This window comes from Pseudomonas sp. ARP3 (genome assembly GCF_001029595.1).
Taxonomy (GTDB): domain Bacteria; phylum Pseudomonadota; class Gammaproteobacteria; order Pseudomonadales; family Pseudomonadaceae; genus Aquipseudomonas; species Aquipseudomonas rhodesiae.
Genome location: NZ_LEKF01000011.1, coordinates 43,817 through 67,278, shown reverse-complemented (window position 1 = coordinate 67,278; position 23,462 = coordinate 43,817). Strand labels below are relative to the sequence as shown.

At 60.1% G+C, this 23,462-nt stretch carries 22 protein-coding genes; 13 read left to right on the top strand and 9 right to left on the bottom strand.

Translation table 11 applies throughout. The features are described from left to right. The first annotated feature begins 1 nt into the window (after position 1). From ABX75_RS14680 to ABX75_RS14665, 4 genes are all read left to right on the top strand, one after another. A complete protein-coding gene (locus tag ABX75_RS14680; protein ID WP_034097955.1) occupies positions 2–361 on the top strand; it encodes a response regulator in 360 nt (119 codons plus the stop codon). A gap of 252 nt (positions 362–613) precedes the next feature. Next, positions 614–2,014, top strand: a complete 1,401-nt coding sequence (locus ABX75_RS14675; RefSeq protein WP_047882182.1) for a DUF1254 domain-containing protein — start codon at positions 614–616, stop codon at positions 2,012–2,014. A gap of 144 nt (positions 2,015–2,158) precedes the next feature. Further along, positions 2,159–3,727, top strand: coding sequence for a J domain-containing protein (locus tag ABX75_RS14670; protein WP_047882181.1), 1,569 nt, complete (start codon positions 2,159–2,161; stop codon positions 3,725–3,727). After that, positions 3,727–4,740, top strand: a complete 1,014-nt coding sequence (locus tag ABX75_RS14665) for a DUF3829 domain-containing protein (protein ID WP_034097961.1) — start codon at positions 3,727–3,729, stop codon at positions 4,738–4,740. The genes ABX75_RS14670 and ABX75_RS14665 overlap by 1 nt, the downstream gene beginning before the upstream one ends. Here the strand turns inward: ABX75_RS14665 and ABX75_RS14660 are convergent. Further along, on the bottom strand, positions 4,737–5,408 hold the full coding sequence (locus ABX75_RS14660; protein WP_034113762.1) for a DUF3313 domain-containing protein: 672 nt from the start codon (positions 5,406–5,408) through the stop codon (positions 4,737–4,739). The genes ABX75_RS14665 and ABX75_RS14660 overlap by 4 nt on opposite strands. Before the next feature lie 190 nt (positions 5,409–5,598). Here ABX75_RS14660 and ABX75_RS14655 point away from each other — a divergent pair, with 190 nt between their 5' ends. Beyond that, positions 5,599–6,291, top strand: a complete 693-nt coding sequence (locus ABX75_RS14655) for an aspartate/glutamate racemase family protein (protein ID WP_034113763.1) — start codon at positions 5,599–5,601, stop codon at positions 6,289–6,291. Here ABX75_RS14655 and ABX75_RS14650 read toward each other — a convergent pair. The 4 genes from ABX75_RS14650 to ABX75_RS14635 form a co-directional block, all read right to left on the bottom strand. Further along, positions 6,288–6,800 carry a GNAT family N-acetyltransferase gene (locus ABX75_RS14650; RefSeq protein ID WP_047882180.1) on the bottom strand — a complete coding sequence of 171 codons (513 nt, stop codon included), beginning with the start codon at positions 6,798–6,800 and terminating at the stop codon, positions 6,288–6,290. The two genes, ABX75_RS14655 and ABX75_RS14650, sit on opposite strands and share 4 nt — an antisense overlap. Before the next feature lie 60 nt (positions 6,801–6,860). Continuing rightward, a complete protein-coding gene (locus ABX75_RS14645; RefSeq protein WP_047882179.1) occupies positions 6,861–7,928 on the bottom strand; it encodes a DUF1176 domain-containing protein in 1,068 nt (355 codons plus the stop codon). A gap of 54 nt (positions 7,929–7,982) precedes the next feature. Next, positions 7,983–9,122: a glycerate kinase gene (locus ABX75_RS14640; protein ID WP_034113766.1), complete on the bottom strand. Its 1,140-nt coding sequence runs from the start codon at positions 9,120–9,122 to the stop codon at positions 7,983–7,985. Positions 9,123–9,213: 91 nt separating this feature from the next. Then, positions 9,214–10,320 carry a sugar diacid recognition domain-containing protein gene (locus tag ABX75_RS14635; RefSeq protein ID WP_034097970.1) on the bottom strand — a complete coding sequence of 369 codons (1,107 nt, stop codon included), beginning with the start codon at positions 10,318–10,320 and terminating at the stop codon, positions 9,214–9,216. A 160-nt stretch (positions 10,321–10,480) separates the two neighbouring features. Between ABX75_RS14635 and ABX75_RS14630 the strand changes: the two genes are divergently transcribed. Together ABX75_RS14630 and ABX75_RS14625 are read left to right on the top strand one after the other, a co-directional pair. After that, positions 10,481–11,791 (top strand): MFS transporter, encoded by a 1,311-nt coding sequence (locus ABX75_RS14630; protein WP_047882178.1) that lies wholly within the window; start codon positions 10,481–10,483, stop codon positions 11,789–11,791. Between the two features lie 153 nt (positions 11,792–11,944). Beyond that, a complete protein-coding gene (locus ABX75_RS14625; protein ID WP_047882177.1) occupies positions 11,945–12,793 on the top strand; it encodes a hypothetical protein in 849 nt (282 codons plus the stop codon). Between the two features lie 52 nt (positions 12,794–12,845). Here ABX75_RS14625 and ABX75_RS14620 read toward each other — a convergent pair whose 3' ends face one another. Further along, positions 12,846–13,763 carry a LysR family transcriptional regulator gene (locus ABX75_RS14620; RefSeq protein WP_034097976.1) on the bottom strand — a complete coding sequence of 306 codons (918 nt, stop codon included), beginning with the start codon at positions 13,761–13,763 and terminating at the stop codon, positions 12,846–12,848. Between the two features lie 100 nt (positions 13,764–13,863). Here ABX75_RS14620 and ABX75_RS14615 point away from each other — a divergent pair, with 100 nt between their 5' ends. From ABX75_RS14615 to rarD, 3 genes are all read left to right on the top strand, one after another. Then, positions 13,864–14,568: an SDR family oxidoreductase gene (locus tag ABX75_RS14615; RefSeq protein WP_047882176.1), complete on the top strand. Its 705-nt coding sequence runs from the start codon at positions 13,864–13,866 to the stop codon at positions 14,566–14,568. A gap of 101 nt (positions 14,569–14,669) precedes the next feature. Next, on the top strand, positions 14,670–15,677 hold the full coding sequence (locus tag ABX75_RS14610; RefSeq protein ID WP_034113774.1) for an aldo/keto reductase: 1,008 nt from the start codon (positions 14,670–14,672) through the stop codon (positions 15,675–15,677). A 123-nt stretch (positions 15,678–15,800) separates the two neighbouring features. Beyond that, the gene (rarD, locus tag ABX75_RS14605; protein ID WP_034097981.1) at positions 15,801–16,682 is read left to right on the top strand and encodes an EamA family transporter RarD; all 882 of its coding nucleotides are present in this window, start codon (positions 15,801–15,803) and stop codon (positions 16,680–16,682) included. Positions 16,683–16,745: 63 nt separating this feature from the next. Here the strand turns inward: rarD and hppD are convergent, their stop codons facing one another. Then, on the bottom strand, positions 16,746–17,822 hold the full coding sequence (gene hppD / locus ABX75_RS14600) for a 4-hydroxyphenylpyruvate dioxygenase (protein WP_034097982.1): 1,077 nt from the start codon (positions 17,820–17,822) through the stop codon (positions 16,746–16,748). 448 nt (positions 17,823–18,270) lie between these two features. Here hppD and ABX75_RS14590 point away from each other — a divergent pair, with 448 nt between their 5' ends. Together ABX75_RS14590 and ABX75_RS14585 are read left to right on the top strand one after the other, a co-directional pair. After that, positions 18,271–19,827 carry an EAL domain-containing protein gene (locus tag ABX75_RS14590; protein ID WP_034113776.1) on the top strand — a complete coding sequence of 519 codons (1,557 nt, stop codon included), beginning with the start codon at positions 18,271–18,273 and terminating at the stop codon, positions 19,825–19,827. A gap of 190 nt (positions 19,828–20,017) precedes the next feature. Further along, positions 20,018–20,380, top strand: coding sequence for a histone-like nucleoid-structuring protein, MvaT/MvaU family (locus tag ABX75_RS14585; RefSeq protein WP_034097985.1), 363 nt, complete (start codon positions 20,018–20,020; stop codon positions 20,378–20,380). A gap of 112 nt (positions 20,381–20,492) precedes the next feature. Here ABX75_RS14585 and ABX75_RS14580 read toward each other — a convergent pair whose 3' ends face one another. After that, positions 20,493–21,029, bottom strand: a complete 537-nt coding sequence (locus ABX75_RS14580; RefSeq protein WP_034097987.1) for a DUF4946 domain-containing protein — start codon at positions 21,027–21,029, stop codon at positions 20,493–20,495. Positions 21,030–21,224: 195 nt separating this feature from the next. On the opposite strand from ABX75_RS14580, the gene gloA reads away from it, so the two are divergent. Next, entirely contained in the window at positions 21,225–21,746 is a 522-nt protein-coding gene (gloA, locus tag ABX75_RS14575) for a lactoylglutathione lyase (protein WP_047882175.1), read from the top strand. A 51-nt stretch (positions 21,747–21,797) separates the two neighbouring features. Here gloA and ahpF read toward each other — a convergent pair whose 3' ends face one another. Next, positions 21,798–23,363, bottom strand: coding sequence for an alkyl hydroperoxide reductase subunit F (gene ahpF / locus ABX75_RS14570; RefSeq protein WP_034097991.1), 1,566 nt, complete (start codon positions 23,361–23,363; stop codon positions 21,798–21,800). Positions 23,364–23,462: the final 99 nt, after the last annotated feature.

Sequence of the window (23,462 nt, the reverse complement as noted above, 5' to 3'; positions counted from 1 at the left end):
TATGTCCGCAGCCTCCTCCACCATCCTAGTAGTCGAAGACGACAACATCGTGCGCATGTTGATCGTCGATGTCCTCGAAGAGTTGGAGTTCACGGTCATTGAGGCGGCCGACGCAGCGGAGGCGCTGGGCATGGTCAATGATGAAAGCCAGCTGATTCAGCTGATGATGACCGATGTGGGCCTGCCGGACATGGACGGCAAAGAACTGGCAGCCAAAGTACGCGCACTGCGGCCCGGCTTGCCGATCCTGTTTGCCAGCGGCTATGCCGAAAACATCGACGCGCCGGCGGACATGCATGTGATTGGCAAACCGTTTTCCATCGATCAACTGCGTGACAAGGTCAAGTCCATCATTGGCTGACTGCCTTCATTTCCTCGCCTGCGCCGTACCTTCAACTCCTGCCATTAGCTCTTATCGCGCAGGGCGATAGGCGCGTAGACACTATCCCATCGATCAATCGGTCGTACAGGACAAAAGACTTCCAGCGAAACTGGGTGCAAACTCTGCCGGCCAGCTATTACCTGCCGTACGCCCCCCCCCGCGCACGAGGCCTACTTCGATAAAAGCTGGAAACTCAATGACATCACCCAGTTCCCTAAGAGACGCAACAACATGATCAGAAAACCGACGCGCCTGCTGTTAGCGAGCCTCTCGATCCTCCTGAGCAGCGGCGCCTGGGCCGATTTCACCGCCACCCCGAGCGAAGCGCGGGCCATCGCCAAGGAAGCCTACCTGTATGGTTTTCCGGTAGTGGAAATGTACAAATCTCTCTACACCCAAGCCGTCGACAAGGGCGGCGCCAACTTCAAGGCGCCGTTCAACCGCATCGGCAATACCGCCCAGGTGTTCACGCCCAAGGACACCGCATTCGTCAGCCCAAACGCCGACACGCCCTACTCGTTCGTGTGGATGGACCTACGTCGCGAACCCCTGGTGCTGACCCTGCCCAAGATTGAAGACAATCGTTACTACTCGGTGCAGTTGATCGACCTCTACACGCAGAACTTCGCCTACCTGGGCACGCGCAGCACGGGTAACAACGGCGGCCACTACATGATCGCCGGGCCAAACTGGAAAGGTCAGCAGCCGGTGGACATCGATCGCGTGGTCTATAGCGAGAGCAATATCGCTTACGCGCTGTACCGCACGCAGTTGTTCGACGAGAAAGACCTGGGCAAGGTCAAGCAGATTCAGAGCGGCTATAAAGTCCAGCCGCTGAGCAGCTACGTCAAGCAAGCCGCACCGGCCAATGTGCCAAAGGTCCAGTGGCCAAAACCCACCGCCACTATGAGCGACAGCCCGCAACTGTTCCGCTACCTGAATTTCATGCTGGCGTTCGCCGCCCCCCAGGACAGCGAGAAAGACCTGCTGGCGCGCTTTGCCAAGATTGGCGTCGCCCCGGGTGCGCCCTTCAAGTTCAACCAGCTCAGCGCCGAACAACGCAAGGCCCTGGAAGAAGGGATTGCCGACGGCAAGGCCGAGTTTGCCGCGTTCAAAAAAGACAAGATCGACACCCACCAGGTGTCTAACGGCGACCTGTACGGCAGTCGTGATCACCTCAACAACAACTACTTGTACCGCTACGCTGGTGCCAACATGGGCATCTTCGGCACCTCCAGCGACGAAACCGCCTACCTGAGTTATGTCGTCGACAGCGAAGGTAAACCGGCGAACGGGGCACGTCATAGCTACACACTGCATTTCAACAAGGACCAACTGCCACCGGCGGACGCGTTCTGGTCGCTGACCATGTACAGCGCCAAGACCCAGCAACTGGTGCCCAACCACAAGAAGCGCTACTTGATCAATTCAAGCATGTTGCCCAGCCTCAAGCGCGATGCCGATGGCGGCCTGACCCTGGCCTTGCAACATCACGAACCGCCCAAAGCCGAACAGAGCAATTGGTTGCCGGCTCCCCCCGGTCCGTTTTACGCCGTGCTGCGGATTTACCTGCCCAAGCCTGAGGTCGGCAGCGGTCAATGGAAACTGCCGCCGTTGACCCCGCTCAAGTAACACCGCGAGCTCGGCTCCGGCGAGTCCGGACCGAGCACGTCACTTTCCGATATCAGGCCGACAGCGCCAACCTGTACTACCGCTGGTTTATTGGCTGCTAAAACGGGTAAGGTGCGCGCGATTCCCCACGGAGCTGCACCGCACATGACTTGCTGGGATGTCCTTGATCTGCCCCCGGATGCCGATAGCCGCACCATCAAGCGCACCTACGCGGCGCTGCTCAAGAAAACCCGGCCGGATGATGATCCCGAGGGGTTCCAGCGCCTGCGCGAAGCGTATGAAGCGGCCCTGAACGGGCAAGAGTCGGTCATGGACGACGCGTCTGCCGCCGTTGCGGTCGAAATGGCTGCACCAGAACCGGTGGACGGCACCCTGCCCCAGCGCTATGAGCAGGCCTTGGCCCAAGGTAACGGCCTGGCATTCGAAGTGGCGCTGCTCGAACGCTGTATCAGCGACGACACCGTGAGCGATGAGGAGCTTCGCTGGGCGTTTGACACCTTCCACTGGCTCAGTGCCTGGCAGCGCCTGGAGCTGCCAGCGCAATGGCTGGATGCCCTGGCCTCTCAATGCAGGCAGGCGTTGCGCAGCCAATTGGCGCTGGCACTTGCACAACGTAATGAAGCGGACTTCCTCAATGCGTACGCCCGGCGTGACGAACACGCCTGGTTGCGCCAGCCGGCGCACGCTCAATGGTTCAACCAGACACTTGCCACGTTGCTATGCGACGGCTACTTCTGGTTGCCTGCGTTGTTCGAGGCCGTCCGCGCCGGGCAGGGCTGGCCTCACGGTGGCGAAAACCCCTGCCCCGAGGATGAATGGCAGCACCTGTTGCGGCGTGAGAAAGGGCCGGCGTTCATTGCCCACCAGCGTGCACTGGCTGTTGTGCCGCCGCACACTGCGCAACAGCGCGCCGCTCGTCTGCTGTTGGCACCGATGACACTGGGGCAGCGACGTGCATTCGCTCAGCGCTTGAGCGAGGCCGACTGGGAGGCGTGCCGAGCGCTGGCCGCGCGCATTAAAGCCGATCATCCCGACGTTGCGCTGTCCCTGCCCGGCGGTACGGCTTATTTCTGGCAGGAGTGGGAAGCTGCTGTCGACACTTGGCCGCTGGCGCTGGCGACAGTGCTGGGCTGTGTGACAGGTGCACTGTTCCAGGCGCCGTGGTTTTCAGGAGTCCTGGTCAGCACACTGGGGCACGCGTTGGTATGGTCGATGGCCTATGTCGTGGGCGGCGCCCTGGCCTGGCAAGTGTGGCGTCCGCTGGTACATCGGGTCCGCGTCCTGGATGAAAGCCTCGCCGTCAGACTACCGACGCGACTCTGCCCTACCCGCCTGCCGTTATTGCCGCTGCGCGATCTGTTGCCGGGGGCGATCATGAGCGTGGCCATCAGTGTTCAATTCGGCGCGGTTGCGGGCCTGGTGATGGTGGCGACCCTGGTCGTGATCGGTGCGGGTAAGCGTCAAGCCCGCACGGGCTACAAAGAATGGTCCACCCGCCATCCGCGCAAGACCATCGGTGTATGGGGCCTTGTCACTTTGCTCCTGACAATGATGTTTGCAGCGCTCAAAAGCTTTGACAGTCATTATCAGGTGGGCCGCAATCAAGGCCTGCAACAGTGGACAGAGCGCGTGTGCAGCCGCATGCCGAGAACAGCACAACCCTGCCAGGCCCCCGCGACCCAGGCACAGTGGTACGGTCAGGAGGCTGAGTGATGAAGCCAATCATGTTGTACCCCGTCGGGGTGGTATTGATCCTGTGCCTGTTCAGCCTGGCCGGCGCCAGCAAACAACTGCAGATTGTGCAGTGGTGGCTCAACCAATTGGACAGCCCCCAGACTGCAACGGCCGGCGCGCTTGCGCCGATCATCGATTGCGTTAACCGCGTGGACCGCGATACTCGGCTGGCCTACTACTTGCTGACTCAGGTCGACGCCTCAGTCCGGACGGCTGAGCGCTCCGGCGCCGCGAACTTGCCTCGGGAAGAATTTGGCGACAACGCCGAGCCGCAAGCCCGCCTGATCCAAAAGCAGATATGCACCCCTGCTATTACCCTCCAGCTGGAACGCCAAGCCCCCGGCAGCCCATTGATCACGGCCACGCAGCAGTACTTGCAGACCCTTCGCAGAATCAGCGACGTCGGCACGCTGCTCAGCCCCAACCAAACCCCCGGCGCGAAAACGCCGCAGCAGCAATTATTTGGCAACGTCATGCTTGACCAGTTGAAAGCAGAACTAAGCCGTAACGGTGGCGGCTACCTGTCGGCATCCGCGGCTCTGCGTGACGATCTGACGCGTGAGGAGCTGCGTTTGCGCCCCCTACAGCTGGATTTACTGGAAGCACGTCTGGGCCGAGACCTGCATTGGCACCTGCTCAATTACATGATTGCGTCGCGCCAGTCGATCGATCGGATCGACCAAGGGGTACGCGCTGCCGACCTGACACCCCAAGCCCTGGCTGCGTTGACCGCTTCGGTTCAGCGTGCCCAAGAAAGTGCCGCAGCCTTTGTCGATCAGATGCCGGATAAAGAACTCACTGAAGAAACGCTGCACCTTTGGTACACCCTCAGAACCCCCGCCGATACCTACCTTGCTGCCCTGCAAGGCATGCTTCAAGACTGGCTCAACCACGCCACCCCGCAACAGCTGAGTGACGACTATGACCTCGTCACCCGCCGCTACGACGTCCTGCTCAGCTATTACAACCGGCCGGCACGCAATGCGTTTTAGTGCTTTTTGAATTTCACATAGGACTGATGCAGGTCTGAAGCCCAGCCGTCGATCACGTTTTTCACGTCATCGGCTTTCATCACCTGAGCGTCGTTCTCCAAGGGCTTGCCGGTGCCTTTGCGCACCACTTGGGCCAGGACTTTCCCCGTGGCGCCGTCGAGGAACTGCGCCTCGGTGCCGAGGGTGGTTTCTTGATCGCGAATGCCGGTGCCGGTACTGACCGCCGCCGCCACCAGTGCTACCGGGATGAACTCATAAGGTTTAAGCCCTTCGGTCTTGCTGCTGACGGCAGTGATGGCCGCGCGCACCACGATTACGCCTGGGCCTGGGGCATTGGCCAAAGGCAAGGATTTTGCCAGCTCACGCTTGAGCGCCTGGTTGTAGTAGGTGTTAATGCCGTTGAGGGTGCTGTCAGGGATTTTCGCGGTGGCCTGGGGTTTGGGATAGAACTGGGTCGGTTCGATGTACACCGCGTTATAGCGACTCAGGTCCAGTTGGGGATCGACCCAGCGCATCACTTCGACGCCTGACGGTGACTTGGCTTGCTTGAGTTGGCTGTAGTTGGAAAGAAAGCCCGAATATTCATCCGGTTGCGTGACCTGGCTGGCGCAGCCTGCAATCCCAAGCGAAGCCACGCACAACGTACTGACCATTAGCCTTAGTTTCATCATTGAACTCCCTGGCAGTCATCATCGAAGGGCGGAGCTGTAGGTATAGCCAATCCTGGGGAAATGGTGCGCCCACTCGACTGATCAAGCCGAGATGACAAAAACTGCACCGGTCATTTGGCGGGCAACTGCGTATGACTAATCAACCGTCGGTAAGTAAGGTGGAGCTCCCCCCTATCAGGAGCATCACATGCGCACCATCGGCCTTATCGGCGGCATGAGCTGGGAGTCCAGCGCCGAGTACTACCGCATCATCAACCAGCGCGTGCGTGATCAGCTCGGCTCGCTGCGCTCGGCGCAGGTGTTGATGTACAGCGTGGATTTCGGCCCGGTGGCGCAGGCGCAGCACGATGGGCGCTGGGACGACGCGGCGCAGATCCTCGAAGACGCCGCGCGGCGCCTGCAGGCCGGCGGTGCGGACTGCGTGGTGCTGTGTACCAACACCATGCACTTGGTGGCGCCGCGTATCGAAGCGGCGATCTCGATTCCGTTTCTGCATATCGCCGACGCCGCTGGCCAGGCGGCCTTGGCGGCCGGCACGCTCAACGTCGGCCTGCTGGGCACGGCGTTCACCATGGAGCAGGATTTCCTCAAGGCGCGCCTGGCCGAGCATGGCTTGAACGTGCTGGTGCCGGAGGCCGAGGAGCGCCAGAGCGTGCACCGCATCATCTATGAAGAGTTGTGTGTGGGGATCATCAGCGACACCTCGCGCGACGCTTATCTGCGCATCATTGCGTCGTTGGCTGCCCGTGGTGCCCAGGCGATCATCCTCGGATGCACGGAAATCGGCCTGTTGATCAAGCCCGAACACACCAACCTGCCGCTGCTGGACACCACCGCGTTGCATGCGCAGGCCGCGGTGGCGTTTGCCTTGCAGGATTAAGTCGAAGGACGCAAACGCGCCATGCTGACGGTGTCGACGTAGAGGCCGTCACGCAGGGCGTAGTCGCGCAGCACCCCTTCCACCTCGAAACCGAACGAGCGGTACAGACGTTGCGCGGCCTGGTTATCGGCAAATACCGTCAACTCGACGCGGTGCAGGTTCATCCAGTTGTCGGCCACGTCGAGGGCTGCCTTCAACAGCCGCGAGCCGACGCCCTTGCCCTGCCAGGCAGTTGCCACGCCCATGCCGAAGGTGCCGACATGGGCCTGGCGCACGCGCAGGTACTGTTGCAGCCCCAACTGCCCAATCACCTCGCCGCCGTGCAATGCCACCAGTTGCAGGCGACGTTCGTCGTCCATCACCAAACGCTTGCGCCACACTTCAATCGACTGGAACGGCATCTGCAGTACCTGACGGCACACCGCCGGCTCGTTGTAGAGCGCCGCGACGCCGTCAAGGTGGGCCTCGGTAAAGCGCTGGATGACGATATGGGGTTCAGGCGCGTGCATGGGTTTCATCCTTTGAAAGACATGTGGTCGGCCAGTGTAGAGGCGCCGACCGCCCGCTGCCTAGGGCGCTGGAGCGGTTGTCCACAACGAAGGCCAGTCGCCGTAGGCCACCCCGGTGCAGCGCGACATCATGTGAAACTCGCTGAGCTGGAAAGCCTTGCCGTCAAACAACCACACCGCCCCGGCCCCGCAATCGCCGAGCCCGCGTTGCTTGTAGAAGTAACTCAGGGTGCCAGTGGCTGGGTCGTAGCCCACCGAGCCTTGCAGCGCGGCGCCGTCCAAAGGCAGCGACTCCAGTTGCAACGCGGTCTGGGCATATGGTGCCTGGCGCGCGCGACGCACCACCTCGTATTCGCAGTTGTAGGCCGCGCAGTCGTAGCTCAACACGGTCATGGCCTGCGAGGCAGTCAACGCACCGGCACTGGCTTCGGGTGGCGGCGAGTCTTCTTGCGCCGTTTCACCTTTGAGGGCCTCGGTCACCAAAGCTTGCTGCTCCTCGGCGGTCAACGCCGGCGCACCGGGGAATGGACGCAGCAGCGGCGTCGGCAAACGCGCCGGCACGGCACTCGCCGCACCTTTGCCGGGTCGTGCCAGTGCGGTGACGTTATCCACCCGGCCTTGCACCGCATCCATCAACAACAGCGATGCACTCAACCCACTCAGGGAAACGTGGGCATCGGCATCGCCGGGCAGCTGCAAGCGCTGACCATCGCGCAAGCGTTGCAACCATCGGCGCGCGGCGTCGTCGTCAAGTACGCCAAAGGACTGCACATGGGGATCGCCGCCCTGGTCGTCCAACTCCACCTGCAATGCCTGGGTCAAGTCATTGCCCAGGGGCTGGCCGTCCAGTTGCAGGGTCGACAGGTCCGCCGTCTCCCCCCGATGGTCGAAGCGCAGCCGCAAGTAGCCCTGAGGGCCGGCCTTGTGCCAGATATGCAAGGTCAGTGAGCTGTAATCTTCTTCATTGGCTCCGCTCGGTGCGCTGAGGGCGTGGCAGTTGCGCAGGTTGTCGCAACCGACCACCCATTCCTTGATGTCCCGCAGCAGCGGCACGCGTTCGCTAGCGGGTTGTGCAAAGGCTTGGGCAGAGGAACCGGCCAGCAGGGCCAGGAGTACGGGGCGCAACATGGGGACTCTCCGTGTCTGAAAAGGCGCGGATTGTCCCATGTTCGGCCTGTGGCGTCAGCGCCCGGCGGCCACGCGCCACACCCGCGCAATATCCGCCGCCCGCTCGCGCAACAAGCGCGGTGCCTCGCTGCACGCCTGCTCAAGGCTGATGGGCCCGCTGGGCAAGGCGAAGGCGGCGTCGACGCCGTGTGAGTACATCTGCTCGTAGCCTTCACCGAGGGTGCCGGCGATGACGATCACCGGTACGCCGTGTTGCCGGGCGATGCGGGCCACGCCGAACGGGGTTTTACCGCGCAGGGTCTGGGCGTCGAAGCGGCCTTCGCCGGTGATGACCAGATCAGCACCGCGCACGGCGGCATCCAGGCCCACCAAGTCGGCAACCACCTCCACCCCCGCGCGGAACTGGGCGCCGAGAAACGCCTTGGCAGCGAAGCCCAGGCCGCCAGCGGCGCCGCTACCGGGTTCGTCGCGCACATCGGTAGGCAGCACCCTGGCGCAGATGTCGGCAAAATGGCCGAGGGCAGCATCGAGCTGTTGCACCTGCTGCGGGCTCGCTCCTTTTTGCGGGCCGAAAATCGCCGAGGCGCCGTGGGGGCCGCAGAGGGAGTTATTGACGTCGGCAGCAATCTCGAAACGCACCTCGGCCACGCGGGGGTCAAGGCTGTCCAGGTTGATGCGCGCCAATTGCGCCAAGGCCAAGCCGCCAGGTGGAAGGGGCTGGTCGTCGGCATCGAACATTTGCACACCCAATGCCTGCATCGCCCCTGCACCACCGTCGTTGGTGGCGCTGCCGCCGATGGCCAGGATGATGCGCCGAGCCCCCGCCTCCAGCGCCGCGCGGATCAGTTCACCGGTGCCGAAGGTGGTGGTTCGGCACGCGTCGCGCTGGTCCGGCGGCAGCAGTTGCAAGCCGCTGGCTTCGGCCATTTCGATGATCGCGGTGTGGCTGTCGGCCAACCAGCCCCAGCGTGCGTCCACCGGGGCGCCGAGCGGGCCGCGCACGGTCTGGCGGCGCAACTCGCCGTGGCAGGCGGCGAGCACCGCGTCCACCGTGCCTTCGCCACCATCGGCCATCGGGCACTGGATCATCTGCGCGTCCGGCCAAACCTGGGCCAACCCCTCGACAATCGCCTGGGCAACGCCTGCGGCGCTCAGGCTGTCCTTGAACGAGTCGGGGGCGATGATGATCTTCATGGGCGTTCTCCGTTTTTTATAACGCCCATGCTGCCAGTTGGCTGCGGCAATAACGCCGGTCCGATGCACAAGTGCGGCGCAGGTTTGTTGTTCATTCCGACAAATCCTGGGGCAGCAACTGCACGCCCAGGTACAAGGCAAGCATGCCATCGAGGGTCAGCGGGTCGACACCGCTGAGTTCGGCGATGCGCTCCATGCGATAACGCAGGCTGTTGCGATGGATGCCCAAAGCGTCGGCACACGCCTGGCTTTGCCCGTCGTGCTCGCACCAACTGCGCAAAGTTGCCAGTAATTGGCCGTTGCCGTCCTTGGCCAGTACTTTGCGTAGCGGGTTGAGCAATTCATCGAGGGCGTCGTCGTTGCGATGACGCCACAGCATTACCGGCAGGCGATAGCGATTGAGGGTCAGCACTTGCGTATGGGGCAGGATGTCCCGGCCATAGGCCAACAGGTCCCCGACCCGCCGATAGCAACGGCGCAGCCCCGCCAGCCCGTCGGCCTGGCCACCCACCGCCACACGCTGGATCTGCCAGCCGTGGCCGGCGAGTTTTTCCAGCAGCTTGGGATTGTCCACCGGGAGCCCGGCCGGTCGGCACCACAACAATGAAAACTGCGCCGAGCTGACGCACCAGCTGTCGGGATAACGCGCAGCCAGCCAGGCGCCCAGGTCCTGCGCGGAGGCGCCCGCGCCCAGCTCGAACAGGTATGGCGTACGCGACAGATGTGGCTTGAGCCCCAGTTGCTGGGCTTCGTCGACCAGGCGCGGCGAGTCGCCGGATTCGGCAAGCAACAGCGCCAGCAGGTCGTCGCACCGCTGGCGGCGCCATTGTTGTTCGGCTTGTTGGTGACGGTGGCTGACCAGCATCTCGGCGGTCATGCGCACCAGTTCGGCGTAGGTACGCAGCAGTTGCGGTTCACCAGTGATGCCCAGCACACCGATCAGGCGTTGATCGTGCATCAGCGGCAGGTTGATGCCGGGCTGCACGCCTTTGAGGTGCTTGGCGGTGTGGCCGTCGATTTCGACCACACGACCATTCGCCAAGACCAATTGCGCGCCCTCATGGCGAGTGTTGATGCGCTCGGGCTCGCCGCTGCCCAGGATCAAGCCCTGGCTGTCCATGACGTTGACGTTATAAGGCAGGATGGCCATGGTGCGATCAACGATCTCCTGCGCCAGGTCATGATCCAGCTCGAACATGGGGTTAACTTCCTGCAAGGCGTGGTTGGTCATCGGCACAGCGCAAAGGCACGTTCACTGTGCGCGAGCACAAAGACAGCCCCCTGCTACCTGGCCGAGACTCTTGTGGCGATCAACGTTACCTTCGCATCGCGAAAAATCATAATAAAGAGAGAACGCCATGTCACAGAGCGCCGCTGTCACCCAGGCCAACGATGACGATAAAAACGCTGTCTACAAGCGCGTGACCCTGCGCTTGATCCCCTTCATTTTTATCTGCTACCTGTTCAATTACCTCGACCGCGTCAACGTCGGCTTCGCCAAGCTGCAGATGCTCGACGCCCTCAAGTTCAGCGAAACCGTGTACGGCCTCGGGGCCGGGATCTTCTTTATCGGTTACGTACTGTGCGGCGTACCGAGCAACCTGGCGCTGAGCAAATTCGGCCCACGGCGCTGGATCGCCCTGATGATGATCGTGTGGGGCACGCTGTCCACCTGCCTGCTGTTCGTCAGCACGCCGACGCACTTCTACACCTTGCGCCTGTTTACCGGTGCGGCCGAAGCCGGCTTCTTCCCCGGCGTGGTGCTGTACCTCTCGCAGTGGTTCCCAACCTTCCGTCGCGGGCGGATCATGGCGTTGTTTATGTCGGCGATCCCCGTGTCGGGCCTATTGGGCAGCCCGTTTTCCGGCTGGATTCTCAACCACTTCGCCGCCGGCCAGGGCGGTCTGGCCGGTTGGCAGTGGATGTTCCTGCTCCAAGGCATACCCACCGTGGTGCTGGGCGCCCTCGCCTACTTCTTGCTCAGCGACAGTTTCGCCCACGCCAAATGGCTCACGCCCCAGGAACGCGCGGTGCTGGAAGGCGACCAGGCCACGGACCTGGCGAACAAGCCCAAGACCACCAGCGACTCCCTCGCCGAAGTGTTCAAGAACCCGGCGATCTGGGCATTTGGCCTGATCTACTTCTGCATCCAGAGCGGCGTGTACGCCATCAACTTCTGGCTGCCGTCGATCATCAAGAACCTGGGGTTCAGCGATAACCTGGTGATCGGTTGGCTCAGTGCGATCCCGTATTTGCTGGCGGCAGTGTTTATGCTGCTGGTGGGCCGCTCCGCCGACCTGCGCAAAGAGCGGCGCTGGCACTTGGTCGTGCCGATGCTGATGGGCGCGGTGGGCCTGGTGATCGCGGTGAATTTCGCTACCACGCCGGCCATTGCGATCCTCGGCCTGACCATCGCCACCATGGGCGCGCTTACCGGCCTGCCGATGTTCTGGCCGGTGCCGACGGCGATGCTCAGCGCGGGTGCCGCCGCCGGTGGGCTGGCGTTGATCAACTCCATGGGCCAGATGGCAGGCTTCCTCAGCCCATATATCGTCGGCTTTGTGAAAGATGCCACCGGCTCCACGGATATGGCCCTGTACCTGCTGGCGGCAGTGATTGTGGCGGGCAGTGTATTGGCATTGCGCATGACTCGCTCATTGCGCACTTGAGCCATGACTCAGGATGCGCCGGGGCTGGTGCATCCTGAGCCCGCATAACCGTTATAAGCTTTTTGCTTTTTAAACCTGTCAACCTTGACAGTACCCGCTGCTTTTATTTGTTCTCATACTCCAGGCGCCACCCACTTGGATGAGGACTGCGTCATGGAGATTCTTCAACTGCCCAGAAATTCGCATCTGGCCGAAGGCACGGCCAGCGCGAACATGTCCGGCGTGATCACGCGGGCATTCAAAGCGGACACGGTCAGGCTGGAAAAGACCCATGTCCAATGGGTTATTACCGCACGTCAGAGTGCAGTGGGTTCTCAACCCAGTGTCGAGCTCACCTGCTTGCTGCCCTTGAGCCTTCGCGACAATGGCAAGCCCCATACCTACAGCTTCGACGGCACACGCAAAGTGACTACGGCCTCTGCGGCAATATTTACCGCCAACACCAACTTTGTAGCCGTATCAGGTGAAATTACCGTCACCTTGAGGAAAAACCGTATCGTCGCAACGTTCAATTTTACCGCCCAGCCCTATAACCAACCGGAAGCTCAGTTGATGGTGTCCCGAGGCACCTGTGACGTACATAACGGCAACGGGAAATTCGAGGTTGAGCTCAGTGGCGGGATACTGCCTATGCCCTCATTCAAGGCTGAAAACCTGGCCGTCAATACGTTTGAGCACTTGGGTGTCGCCCCGTACTACAACATCCTAGGGTGGTCCCGTGTTTTCCCCGACACCGAGTATTTCTTCGCCGTGCTAATTGATACCAAAGTCAGAGAGGGCACATACAAAGTCGTCCTGGACGATCCACGGATCGGGATTTTGACAAACCTGATTGGCTTTCAGCATCTGTATGCAACCAGCGGTCAACTCACCATCAAAAAAATGCCACATGCCGGACACGCGATCGCGGACTTCAAGGTTGAATTCAATCATCCCCCCTTGCCGGTTTATTCGGCCAAAGGCCAACTGAATATTCAGGACTACGGCCAAGCCCCAGGCTGAGCGGTTTACCGACAGACGAGGATGTTTCCATAAGGATGTGGCCTGGACGTCCTTATTGATCATTTCGTACGTCGTTCAACAGCGCATGGCAGCGTTGCTGCAAAAATGCCTGGAACACTTTCACTCTTTCCGACACCTGCGCACGATGGGGACACATCAGGTTCAGCGGCGCAGGCTCACCTTGCCAGCCCTCGAACAACGGCACCAAACGGCCGGCCCTTATGTCCCGTACTACATCCAGCCCAGCTTTATAGGTCACCCCATGCCCCGCCAGCGCCCACCGCCGCGCCACTTCACCGTCGTCGCACAAATAATCGCTATGCACGGGCACTTCCTGCACAACATCGCCTTTGCGAAAGCTCCATGTGTTGTTAGGGCGGCCATGGCGCATGTAAATCAGCGCGCTGTGCTGCGCCAGATCGGCAGGCTCACGAGGCGTCCCCTGCCGGGCCAAGTACGCAGGGCTGGCGCAGGCCACGCGGTGGTGGTTCGCTAGGATCGGTAAAGCCACCAGGCTGGAATCATTCGGCACGCCAAAGCGCAGGGCAATATCCACGGTCTCGCGGAACAGGTCGGCGTTCTTATCGTTAAGCAGTAACTGCAGGCGGATATGGGGGTGCTGTTGCTTGAAGTCATCCAACCATTCCAGCAAAACCGTGCGCCCAAAATCCGAGGGAGCGGCCAGTTGCAGTACACCGTTCAAGCCTTCGCCGTGCCGCTTCAGCCCTTGTTCCCCTTCAGACAAAGCGGCGAGCGCCAGGCGCACGCTGTCCAGGTAACAGCGGCCCTCTTCAGTCAGGCGCATGCTGCGCGTAGAGCGAGCCAGCAGGCGAACGCCAAGGCGTGTTTCCAGACGCTTGAGCGCAATGCTCGCGGCAGCGGGTGTCAGGCCAAGGGAGCGTGCGGCGGCGGATAGGCTCCCGGTATCCGCCGTACGGGCAAAGACTTCAAGGTCGAGAATCGAGCTCACTGATAAAAATCCTTTAATGATCTTGTCGATTTACCGCTATTTTTCCGACATTGCCAAGCTGAGAGGATGAATATCCCTTTTTTAATGCGAGGCAGTACCCATGACATCTCCCCTCAATGGCAAAACCGTGGTGGTGATTGGCGGCAGCAGCGGCATCGGCGCGGCGGTCGCCGAGCAGGCCAGGTCACTAGGCGCGCAGGTGGTGCTGGCTGGACGACGCCTGTCTTCGGCGATCCACAACGGCCTGCGCAGCGAACCTGTGGACGTGACGGATAATGCGTCATTGCAACGCCTGTTCGAGAGCGTGGGCCGCTTTGATCATTTGGTTTACACCGCCGGCCCTGCCGTACAGGCGAAAAATCTTCAGGACACCGACCTGCAACTGGCCCAGGACAATTTCAACGTCAAGCTCTGGGGCGCTTTGCGGGCTATCCAACTGGCACTGCCATTCCTCGATGAGCATGGGAGTATCGTCCTTACGTCCGGGCAGTTGGGGCGCAAGTTAGTGCCTGGGCAATTCATCAAAATCGGCATTAACGCTGCGACCGAAGCGCTGGGTAAACAATTAGCCAAGGAGCTGGCACCGCGTCGGGTCAACGTCGTCAGCCCCGGCGTGATCGACACACCGGCGTATGCGGGGTTGTCGGAAGATCAACGCGAGGCCATGTATGCCAAAGTCGGTCACGCTTTGCCGGTCGGACGCGTGGGACAGGCTTACGAAGTAGCAGCCGGGTATGTACTGGCCATGGAAAATGCCTTCATGACCGGCAGCGTGATCGACATCGACGGCGGCGGTTTGCTGTAAGGCGATGGCATAAACCGCATTCATGTCCATAACCGGCTTGTTCGGCGGTGCCGCGATCTGGTATTGCATAGGCTCTATCCCGCGACATTGAGGTGTTCTCTATGCTTTATCGTTCTCTGGGCCACTCCGGTTTGAAGGTCAGCGCCCTCACCCTGGGCACCATGATGTTTGGCGAACAGACCAACACCGAGGACTCGTTGCGCATCATCGACAAGGCCTGGGACCAGGGCATCAACTTTATCGACACCGCGGATGTTTACACCGGCGGGCGCTCTGAAGAGTTGGTGGGTGAAGCCATCGCCCGGCAGCGCCAGGACTGGGTGGTGGCGTCCAAGGTCGGTTTCGGCCCGCCGGATGGGTTGCCCAACCGCAGTGGCCTGAGCCGCAAACGGATTTTCAATGCCCTCGACGCCAGCCTGAGCCGCCTCGACACGGATTACCTGGACATCTACTACCTGCATCGTGAAGACCACCACACACCGCTGGAAGTAACGGTGTCGGCCATCGGTGACCTGATCCGTCAGGGCAAGATCCGTTACTGGGGCCTGTCCAACTACCGTGGCTGGCGCATTGCCGAGGTCATTCGCGTGGCAGAGCGCCTGGGGGTGGACAGACCGGTGATCAGCCAGCCGCTGTATAACATCGTCAACCGTCAGGCCGAGGTCGAGCAGATTACCGCTGCCGCAGCCTATGGCCTCGGTGTGGTGCCCTACAGCCCGCTGGCGCGCGGTGTGCTCAGCGGCAAATACGCGCCGGACGTTACCCCTGAGGCCGGCAGCCGTGCCGCGCGTCAGGACAAGCGCATCCTGGAAACAGAATGGCGCGTGGAGTCGCTGCGCATCGCCCAGCAGATCCAGCAGTACACCCAAGGGCGCGGCGTGGGCATGGTGGAATTCGCCATCGCTTGGGTGCTCAACAACGCCGCGGTGAGTTCAGCTATCGTTGGGCCGCGCACGGAGGCGCAATGGGACGCCTACACCGGCGCGCTGCAGGTGAAGATTACGGCGGAAGATGAGGCGTTCATCGATTCGCTGGTGACGCCGGGGCATTCGTCTACGCCGGGATTCAACGATGTGGGCCATTTCGTGTCGGGGCGGACGCCGCTGTAAGCGCTTTGAAAGTGCAGCGCGGCAAACTTTTGTGCGATTTGCCCCAAAACAGAGCAGCCGTAGCGCGCCGAAAGCACCATAATCCCCTCCTCTTTTGATTGAATCGGTTTTGGCGAGGACAGCGTGTCTAAAGGTGTGGTGTTATCGGTGTCGGCCTCGGTGTTGTTTGCCGTGATGTATTACTTCACGTCCTTGCTCACGCCATTGAGCGGCCTGGAGATTTTCGGCTGGCGCATGTTGTTGACCGTGCCGTGCATGACAGTGTTCATGGTGGTTAGCGGCGAATGGCGGCAAGTACGGGAACTGCTGCGCAGGTTGGCGGCCGAGCCTCGTTTGATCGCTGGCGTGGTGGTGTCGTCGGCCCTGTTGGGGGTGCAATTGTGGCTGTTCATGTGGGCGCCTCTCAATGGCCGCAGCCTGGATGTGTCGGTGGGTTATTTCCTGCTGCCGCTGACCATGGTGCTGACCGGGCGCCTGGTATGGGGCGAACAATTGTCGTATCTGCAAAAGATCGCGGTGTTTTTCGCTGCCCTCGGCGTGCTGAACGAGCTGTACCAGGCCGGTGGTTTCTCCTGGGCGACGTTGGTGGTGATCATCGGTTACCCGCTTTACTTCATTGCGCGCAAATACCTCAAGACCGATCATTTGGGCGGCCTGTGGCTGGACATGGCGCTGATGCTGCCCGTGGCCTGGTGGTTTGTGCAGAGCGGCGAACAGGGCTTTGCAGTGATGGATGCGCAACCGAAACTCTATGCGCTGATTCCGATCCTCGGCCTGATCAGCGCCTCGGCACTGGTGAGCTACATCATCGCCAGTCGTTTGCTGGCTTTCAGCCTGTTCGGCTTGCTCAGTTATGTCGAGCCGGTGCTGTTGCTGGTAGTGGCGCTGCTGCTGGGCGAAGGGATCAAGGCGGGCCAATGGCTGACCTACATTCCGATCTGGATCGCGGTCATGGTGCTGGTGTTTGAAGGGTTCAAGCATTTGGTACGCCAGCGCCAGCCGTAACACGCAGGCGCTAAAAAGCCCGACCAGGGTCAACTCTGGTCGGGCTTTTTTCTACGCGTGGGTTCAGTCGGTGGTCAACACACCGCGCCGAACCTGATCACGCTCGATGGATTCGAACAAGGCTTTGAAGTTGCCTTCGCCGAAACCGTCGTCGCCCTTGCGTTGAATAAACTCGAAGAACACCGGGCCCATCAGGGTTTCCGAGAAGATCTGCAACAGCAGACGCTTGTCGCCCTCGATCGAAGAACCGTCCAACAGGATTCCACGGGCCTGCAACTGGTCCACCGGCTCGCCATGGTTCGGCAAGCGACCTTCGAGCATTTCGTAGTAGGTGTCCGGTGGCGCGGTCATAAAGCGCATACCGATTTTCTTCAACGCATCCCACGTCTTGACCAGGTCATCGGTGAGGAACGCCACATGCTGGATGCCCTCGCCGTTGAACTGCATGAGGAACTCTTCGATCTGCCCGGCGCCCTTGGACGATTCTTCGTTCAGCGGGATGCGGATCATACCGTCCGGAGCGCTCATGGCCTTGGAGGTCAGGCCGGTGTACTCGCCTTTGATGTCGAAGTAACGCGCCTCACGGAAGTTGAACAGCTTCTCGTAGAAGTTGGCCCAGTACACCATGCGCCCGCGGTAGACGTTGTGGGTCAGGTGGTCGATAACCTTGAGACCGGCGCCTTGCGGGTTGCGGTCTACGCCGTCGAGAAAGACGAAGTCGATGTCGTAGATCGAACTGCCTTCACCGAAACGATCGATCAGGTACAGCGGCGCGCCGCCGATGCCTTTGATCGCCGGCAGGTTAAGCTCCATCGGGCCAGTTTCGATATGGATCGGCTGCGCGCCCAGTTCCAGTGCGCGGTTGTAGGCTTTCTGGGAGTCCTTGACGCGGAACGCCATGCCGCACACCGACGGGCCGTGCTCTGCGGCAAAGTAGGAGGCGATACTGTTGGGCTCGTTGTTGAGGATCAGATTGATCTCGCCCTGGCGATACAAGTGCACATTCTTGGAGCGGTGGGTGGCGACTTTGCTGAACCCCATGATCTCGAAGATCGGCTCCAGGGTGCCGGGCGTCGGCGATGCGAATTCGATGAACTCAAAGCCCATCAGGCCCATTGGGTTTGCGTGTTGGTCGGTCATGTTCGGTGCCTCATCCTGCTCTTTGAAATAAAGAGTCTGATTAAAGAAAAATCAATTGCCAGCAAGGATGAGGTGCAGGGGTGGCGCGCAGGACAGGCCTCGCACGCTGCGGGCGAGGAAGTCACCAAAGATGAGGGGGGAGCCGAGTCGCTTCATGGTTACATCAGTCTCTGACGGCTTTAGGCTTGCGTGAGCGCAAGTCATATTCTTGTATGCGTAAATCGATTCTACACAGCGTAACCTGGTTTGTCCGTACTCTTATCAAATCCCCATTGCCCTGGCGCGTGCAAGAGGTTTGTTGCACAGGTAGATACGTCAACCACCTGGCCAATATCGACAACGCACGAAGCCTGGATCACGCGAGCATATTCGAACCCAGCCATCTATCATCGGAGCATTACCGAGCGTTTCGCCGGTCACGCTCTCTGCGCAATAGGCCCCAGAACCCATGCCTCTCAGTGTCCAAGGCCCTCGAAAGCCGATCACCCGTTACTGCATCAGCCTAATATGCGCGCTGCAGCCGATCCTGCTAGGCGTGCTTATTCTGCATTGGCAGGCCGAACGCACCTTGGAGCAAAGTAGTGCGCAGACAGCGCAGGAAGCCGTGCGCCAGTTCGATCTGATGCTCGACAACACCGCCCTCGCCGCCCAATCGCTGCTGCCCCTGGCCGGGCAACCGTGCGACAACGGCACGCAGTTGGCGTTGCGTGAGCAAGTGACACGCCGGCCATTCGTGCGGGCGACCACCTTGTCCTGGCAAAAGAATATCTATTGCACGTCACTGTTCGGCGGTGACCACGTCTCGCCGGTCAATCCAGACGATTACGTAGACGGGCGCCTTTGGTTGATGAATGGCAACCCGGTCACGCCTGACACAGCGCTGCTGGTCTACCGCCTGGTAGACGGCGACAAGGCCGCGTTCGCCTCCATAGACGGGTACCACCTGACCAACGCGCTGCGCCTGATCAGCCGGTATGCGCAATTGATCCTGCAGGTCGGGCCGCACTGGCTCGACGATCAAGGCCGGGTCCACGAGACACTGCCACCGGTATTTGCGGTGGCTCATCACCACCTGGTGTCGAAGCGTTATCACTACAGCGTCGACGCCGGCATGCCAGCGGGTGAAGTGTGGCGATATATGCAAGCTCGCTATCCTGCGCTGTTCAGCCTGGTGGTGTTTTTTGGCATGTTGGCGGGCCTGTTCGCCCATTGGCTGCAAAAGCGCTCCTCGGCACCGACCCATGAGCTGCAACGGGCGTTGGGCGCCAATGAGTTCATTCCTTATTTTCAACCCGTGGTGCGCGGCGATACCCGCGAATGGGCCGGCTGTGAAGTGCTGATGCGCTGGCAGCACCCCAAGGAGGGCTTGGTTCGGCCGGATCTGTTCATTCCGCTGGCCGAGGATAGCGGCCTGATCGTGCCCATGACCCGCGCCCTGCTCTGGCAGACCGCCGCTCAATTGGCGCCTCATGCCTCGCGCTTTGCGCCGGGGTTTCATATCGGTGTGAACATTACCGCGCGCCACTGCCAGGATCTGCAACTGGTGGACGACTGCCGTGAATTCCTCGCCGCATTCGTCCCCGGCCAGGTCATTCTGGTGTTGGAGCTGACCGAACGCGAGTTGATCGAGCCCACCGACGTCACGCGACGCCTGTTCGACGCCTTGCATGAGCTTGGGGTGATGATCGCCATTGATGATTTCGGCACCGGCCATTCCAGCCTAGGCTATTTGCGCAACTTCAATGTGGACTACTTAAAGATCGATCAGAGCTTTGTCGCCATGATCGGCGTGGATGCACTCTCCAGCCATATTCTGGACAGCATCATAGAGTTATCTGGCAAGCTCGATTTGGGCATTGTCGCCGAGGGGGTAGAAACAGCGCAGCAGTGTGAATACCTGGCCGCTCGCGGGGTAGACTATCTTCAAGGCTACCTGTTCGGCAGACCCTTACCGTGCGATGAATTCATTAAATCCTTGGCCAGCGATTCAATAGTCATGCATTAGTGATGCGCAAATAATGTTACTGAGACAAAGGACATGATTTACTCGTGACGGATTAACTACTACAATTTTTCTTGCCTGTGCTGAACTCGCAGGATGCTTCTTCTTAGAGTCTTAGAGTCACCTTAAAGCGCTTGGGTTGGAGCTTTTTTCCCAGTTGATATCAGCCAACTACACTATTGGAGTACCGATTTTGTCCAAACTCGCCGAATTTCGCGCAGCAGAAAGAGCCCTTCAAGAGCAACTGGCCCAGCTGGAGTCCTTGAAGAACGACGCTAGCCTGAAGAAAGAAATCGAATTCGAAGAAAAACTCCAAGGGCTGATGAAGACCTACGGCAAGAGCCTGCGCGATATCATCGCAATCCTGGATCCTAGCCTGAGCAAGGCCAGCGCGGTCGCCTCCGCGCCTAAACAGCGCCGCGCACGCGTGGTCAAGGTTTACCAGAACCCGCATACCGGCGAACTGATCGAAACCAAAGGTGGCAACCACCGTGGCCTCAAAGCCTGGAAAGAAGAGCACGGCGCGGAAACCGTTGAATCCTGGCTGCGCAAGTGATCCACACGCACTAATAAAAAGCCCCGCACATGCGGGGCTTTTGTTATTCAAGGGTTCACAAGCGGACTTAAATAAAAGTTCATTTTGTTCAAAAACGTTCGTCGCACATGCTTTAGAGTTTCAGGCTATCGCGCACCGAACTGACTTCGTTCTTGCTTGTGTCATAGGCTTGGGCTTGGCCGGCGTATGAAAATACATATGCGTTGTCAGTATCGACCGCACCCACCAATGTTTGTGACAACACATGCCGCCCGTTCTCGGTTATCACGCAAGTAGTTTCCAGTGCGTCGAGGCGGCTCAAGGTCGTAGGGTGCATCTTGGTGCACACGCTTTGATAGCCGCCTTTGGCGAAGTCTTTTTGAATAGACTTACGCATCTCCAGCAAAACGCCTTGAAGATTAACTTTATGTCCCGCTTCTATCGGCGTAGCGGTCAGTTCCATGACCATCAAAGTCTGGCCATTCTCGTCATTCTTGATCGCCCGCTGTCGGGACACGGCCTTAGCGCTGACGGGAGCATCGCCATCGGGCGTCACCTCTTCGATTTGCCAGCCGCTGGGCCAATGAACTTCCGGCTCGCCAGCCAACACCCACTGACTGGTCAACAGCACACATACAGCAATCAACAGCGGTTTACGACAGTCAATCATTGCGAAAACACCCCAGGGACCAGCGGCAAAGTGTGAGGCCCGCCACCTACCGGTCGCAAGGCCTACGCGGGCTTTTTCATTTGGCGCGGCGGACGGGCCTTGCGTATCATGGCCCGGCTGCATAAATGCTTGCCGCATGCCAAGGGAGCACTCCACGCTGGAGTCGCGTTTGCCCCATTTTTTTCTGGAGGGCCCATGAGCCTGCACGAACTGAACACTTTCCCGGGCGTCACCGCCCAGCCTGAAACCGCCACCACGAACTTCGTGTTCAACCACACCATGCTGCGGGTCAAGGACATCACCCGCTCGCTGGATTTCTACACCCGCGTCCTGGGGTTCTCCCTGGTTGAAAAGCGCGACTTCCCGGAAGCTGAATTCAGCCTGTACTTCCTGGCGCTCGTGGATAAATCCCAGATCCCGGCCGACGCGGCCGAGCGTACTCAGTGGATGAAGTCGATTCCCGGCATCCTGGAACTGACCCACAACCACGGCACCGAAAACGATGCGGACTTTGCCTACCATAACGGCAACACTGATCCGCGTGGTTTTGGCCATATCTGCATCTCGGTACCGGATATCGTTGCCGCCTGCGAGCGTTTCGAAGCCCTGGGCTGTGACTTCCAGAAACGTCTGACCGATGGCCGCATGAAAAGCCTGGCATTTATCAAAGACCCGGACGGTTACTGGGTCGAGATTATTCAACCCGCACCGATGTAAACGAAAAAACCCCATGATCGCTCATGGGGTTTTGCATTTCCGGGCCTGTATTTATGCTGGCGCGGAGGTGCGGATCAGGTGGTCGAATGCGCTCAAGGAGGCCTTGGCGCCCTCGCCCACGGCGATCACGATCTGCTTATACGGCACAGTAGTGACGTCGCCGGCGGCAAACACGCCAGGCAGTGAGGTCTCGCCACGGGCATCGACGATGATCTCGCCACGCGGCGTCAGCTCCACCGTGCCTTTGAGCCAATCGGTGTTGGGCAGCAGGCCGATCTGTACGAAGATACCTTCCAGGTCGAGAGTCTTGAACTCGCCGCTGTCGCGATCTTTGTACGCTAGGCCGGTGACTTTCTGCCCATCGCCTTTCACTTCGCTGGTCAACGCACTGGTGATCACGTCCACATTCGGCAGGCTGTACAGCTTACGCTGCAGGACTGCATCGGCGCGCAACTTGCTGTCGAATTCCAGCAGCGTAACGTGGCTAACAATGCCCGCCAGATCGATGGCCGCTTCGACGCCGGAGTTGCCGCCGCCGATCACTGCCACACGTTTGCCCTTGAACAGCGGGCCGTCGCAGTGTGGGCAGAAACACACGCCCTTGGCCTTGTATTCCTGCTCGCCCGGCACACCCATTTCGCGCCAGCGTGCACCAGTGGCCAGAATCACCGTCTTGGACTTGAGGGTCGCGCCGCTTTCGAAGCGGATCTCGTGCAGTTCGCCGGCATTTTTTGCCGGGATCAGGCTGCTGGCACGCTGCAGGTTCATGATGTCCACGTCGTACTGACGCACATGGGCTTCCAGAGCACTGGCCAGTTTCGGCCCTTCGGTTTCCTGTACCGAGATAAAGTTTTCGATGGACATGGTGTCCAGCACCTGACCACCGAAACGCTCGGCGGCAACACCGGTACGAATGCCTTTACGCGCAGCATAGATAGCCGCCGAGGAGCCCGCTGGGCCACCGCCGACCACCAGCACATCAAAGGCGTCTTTAGCGCTGATTTTCTCAGCGGCTTTTTCGGCGCCGCTGGTGTCGAGCTTGGCGAGGATTTCTTCCAGACCCATGCGGCCCTGGCCAAAGTTGACCCCGTTGAGGTAAACGCTGGGCACCGCCATGATCTGGCGCTCATCGACTTCAGCCTGAAACAGCGCACCGTCGATAGCAACGTGGCGGATATTCGGGTTGAGCACTGCCATCAGGTTCAGCGCCTGGACCACATCCGGGCAGTTCTGGCAGGACAGCGAGAAGTACGTCTCGAAGCTGAACTCGCCTTTGAGGGCGCGGATCTGTTCAATCACTTCGACACTGGCCTTCGACGGGTGGCCACCGACTTGCAGCAGGGCCAGCACCAACGAAGTGAATTCATGGCCCATGGGGATACCGGCAAAACGCAGGCTGATCTCGGCACCCGGGCGGTTGATGGAGAACGACGGCTTACGCCCATCGTCACCATCGGTTTTCAGCGTAATCAGCGTGGTAAGGCTGGTTACGTCTTGTAAAAGAGCCAGCATTTCCTGGGATTTCGCACCGTCGTCGAGGGAGGCGACGATCTCGATCGGCTGGGTGACCCGTTCCAGGTATGACTTCAACTGAGCTTTAAGATTGGCGTCCAACATACGGGCGATTTCCTGTTCATTCGGTTTATTACAGTCGAAAAAAAACGCCCGAGCGAATCTCGCCCGGGCGTTTTGAGGGCGGTTGCAGCTTACTTCACA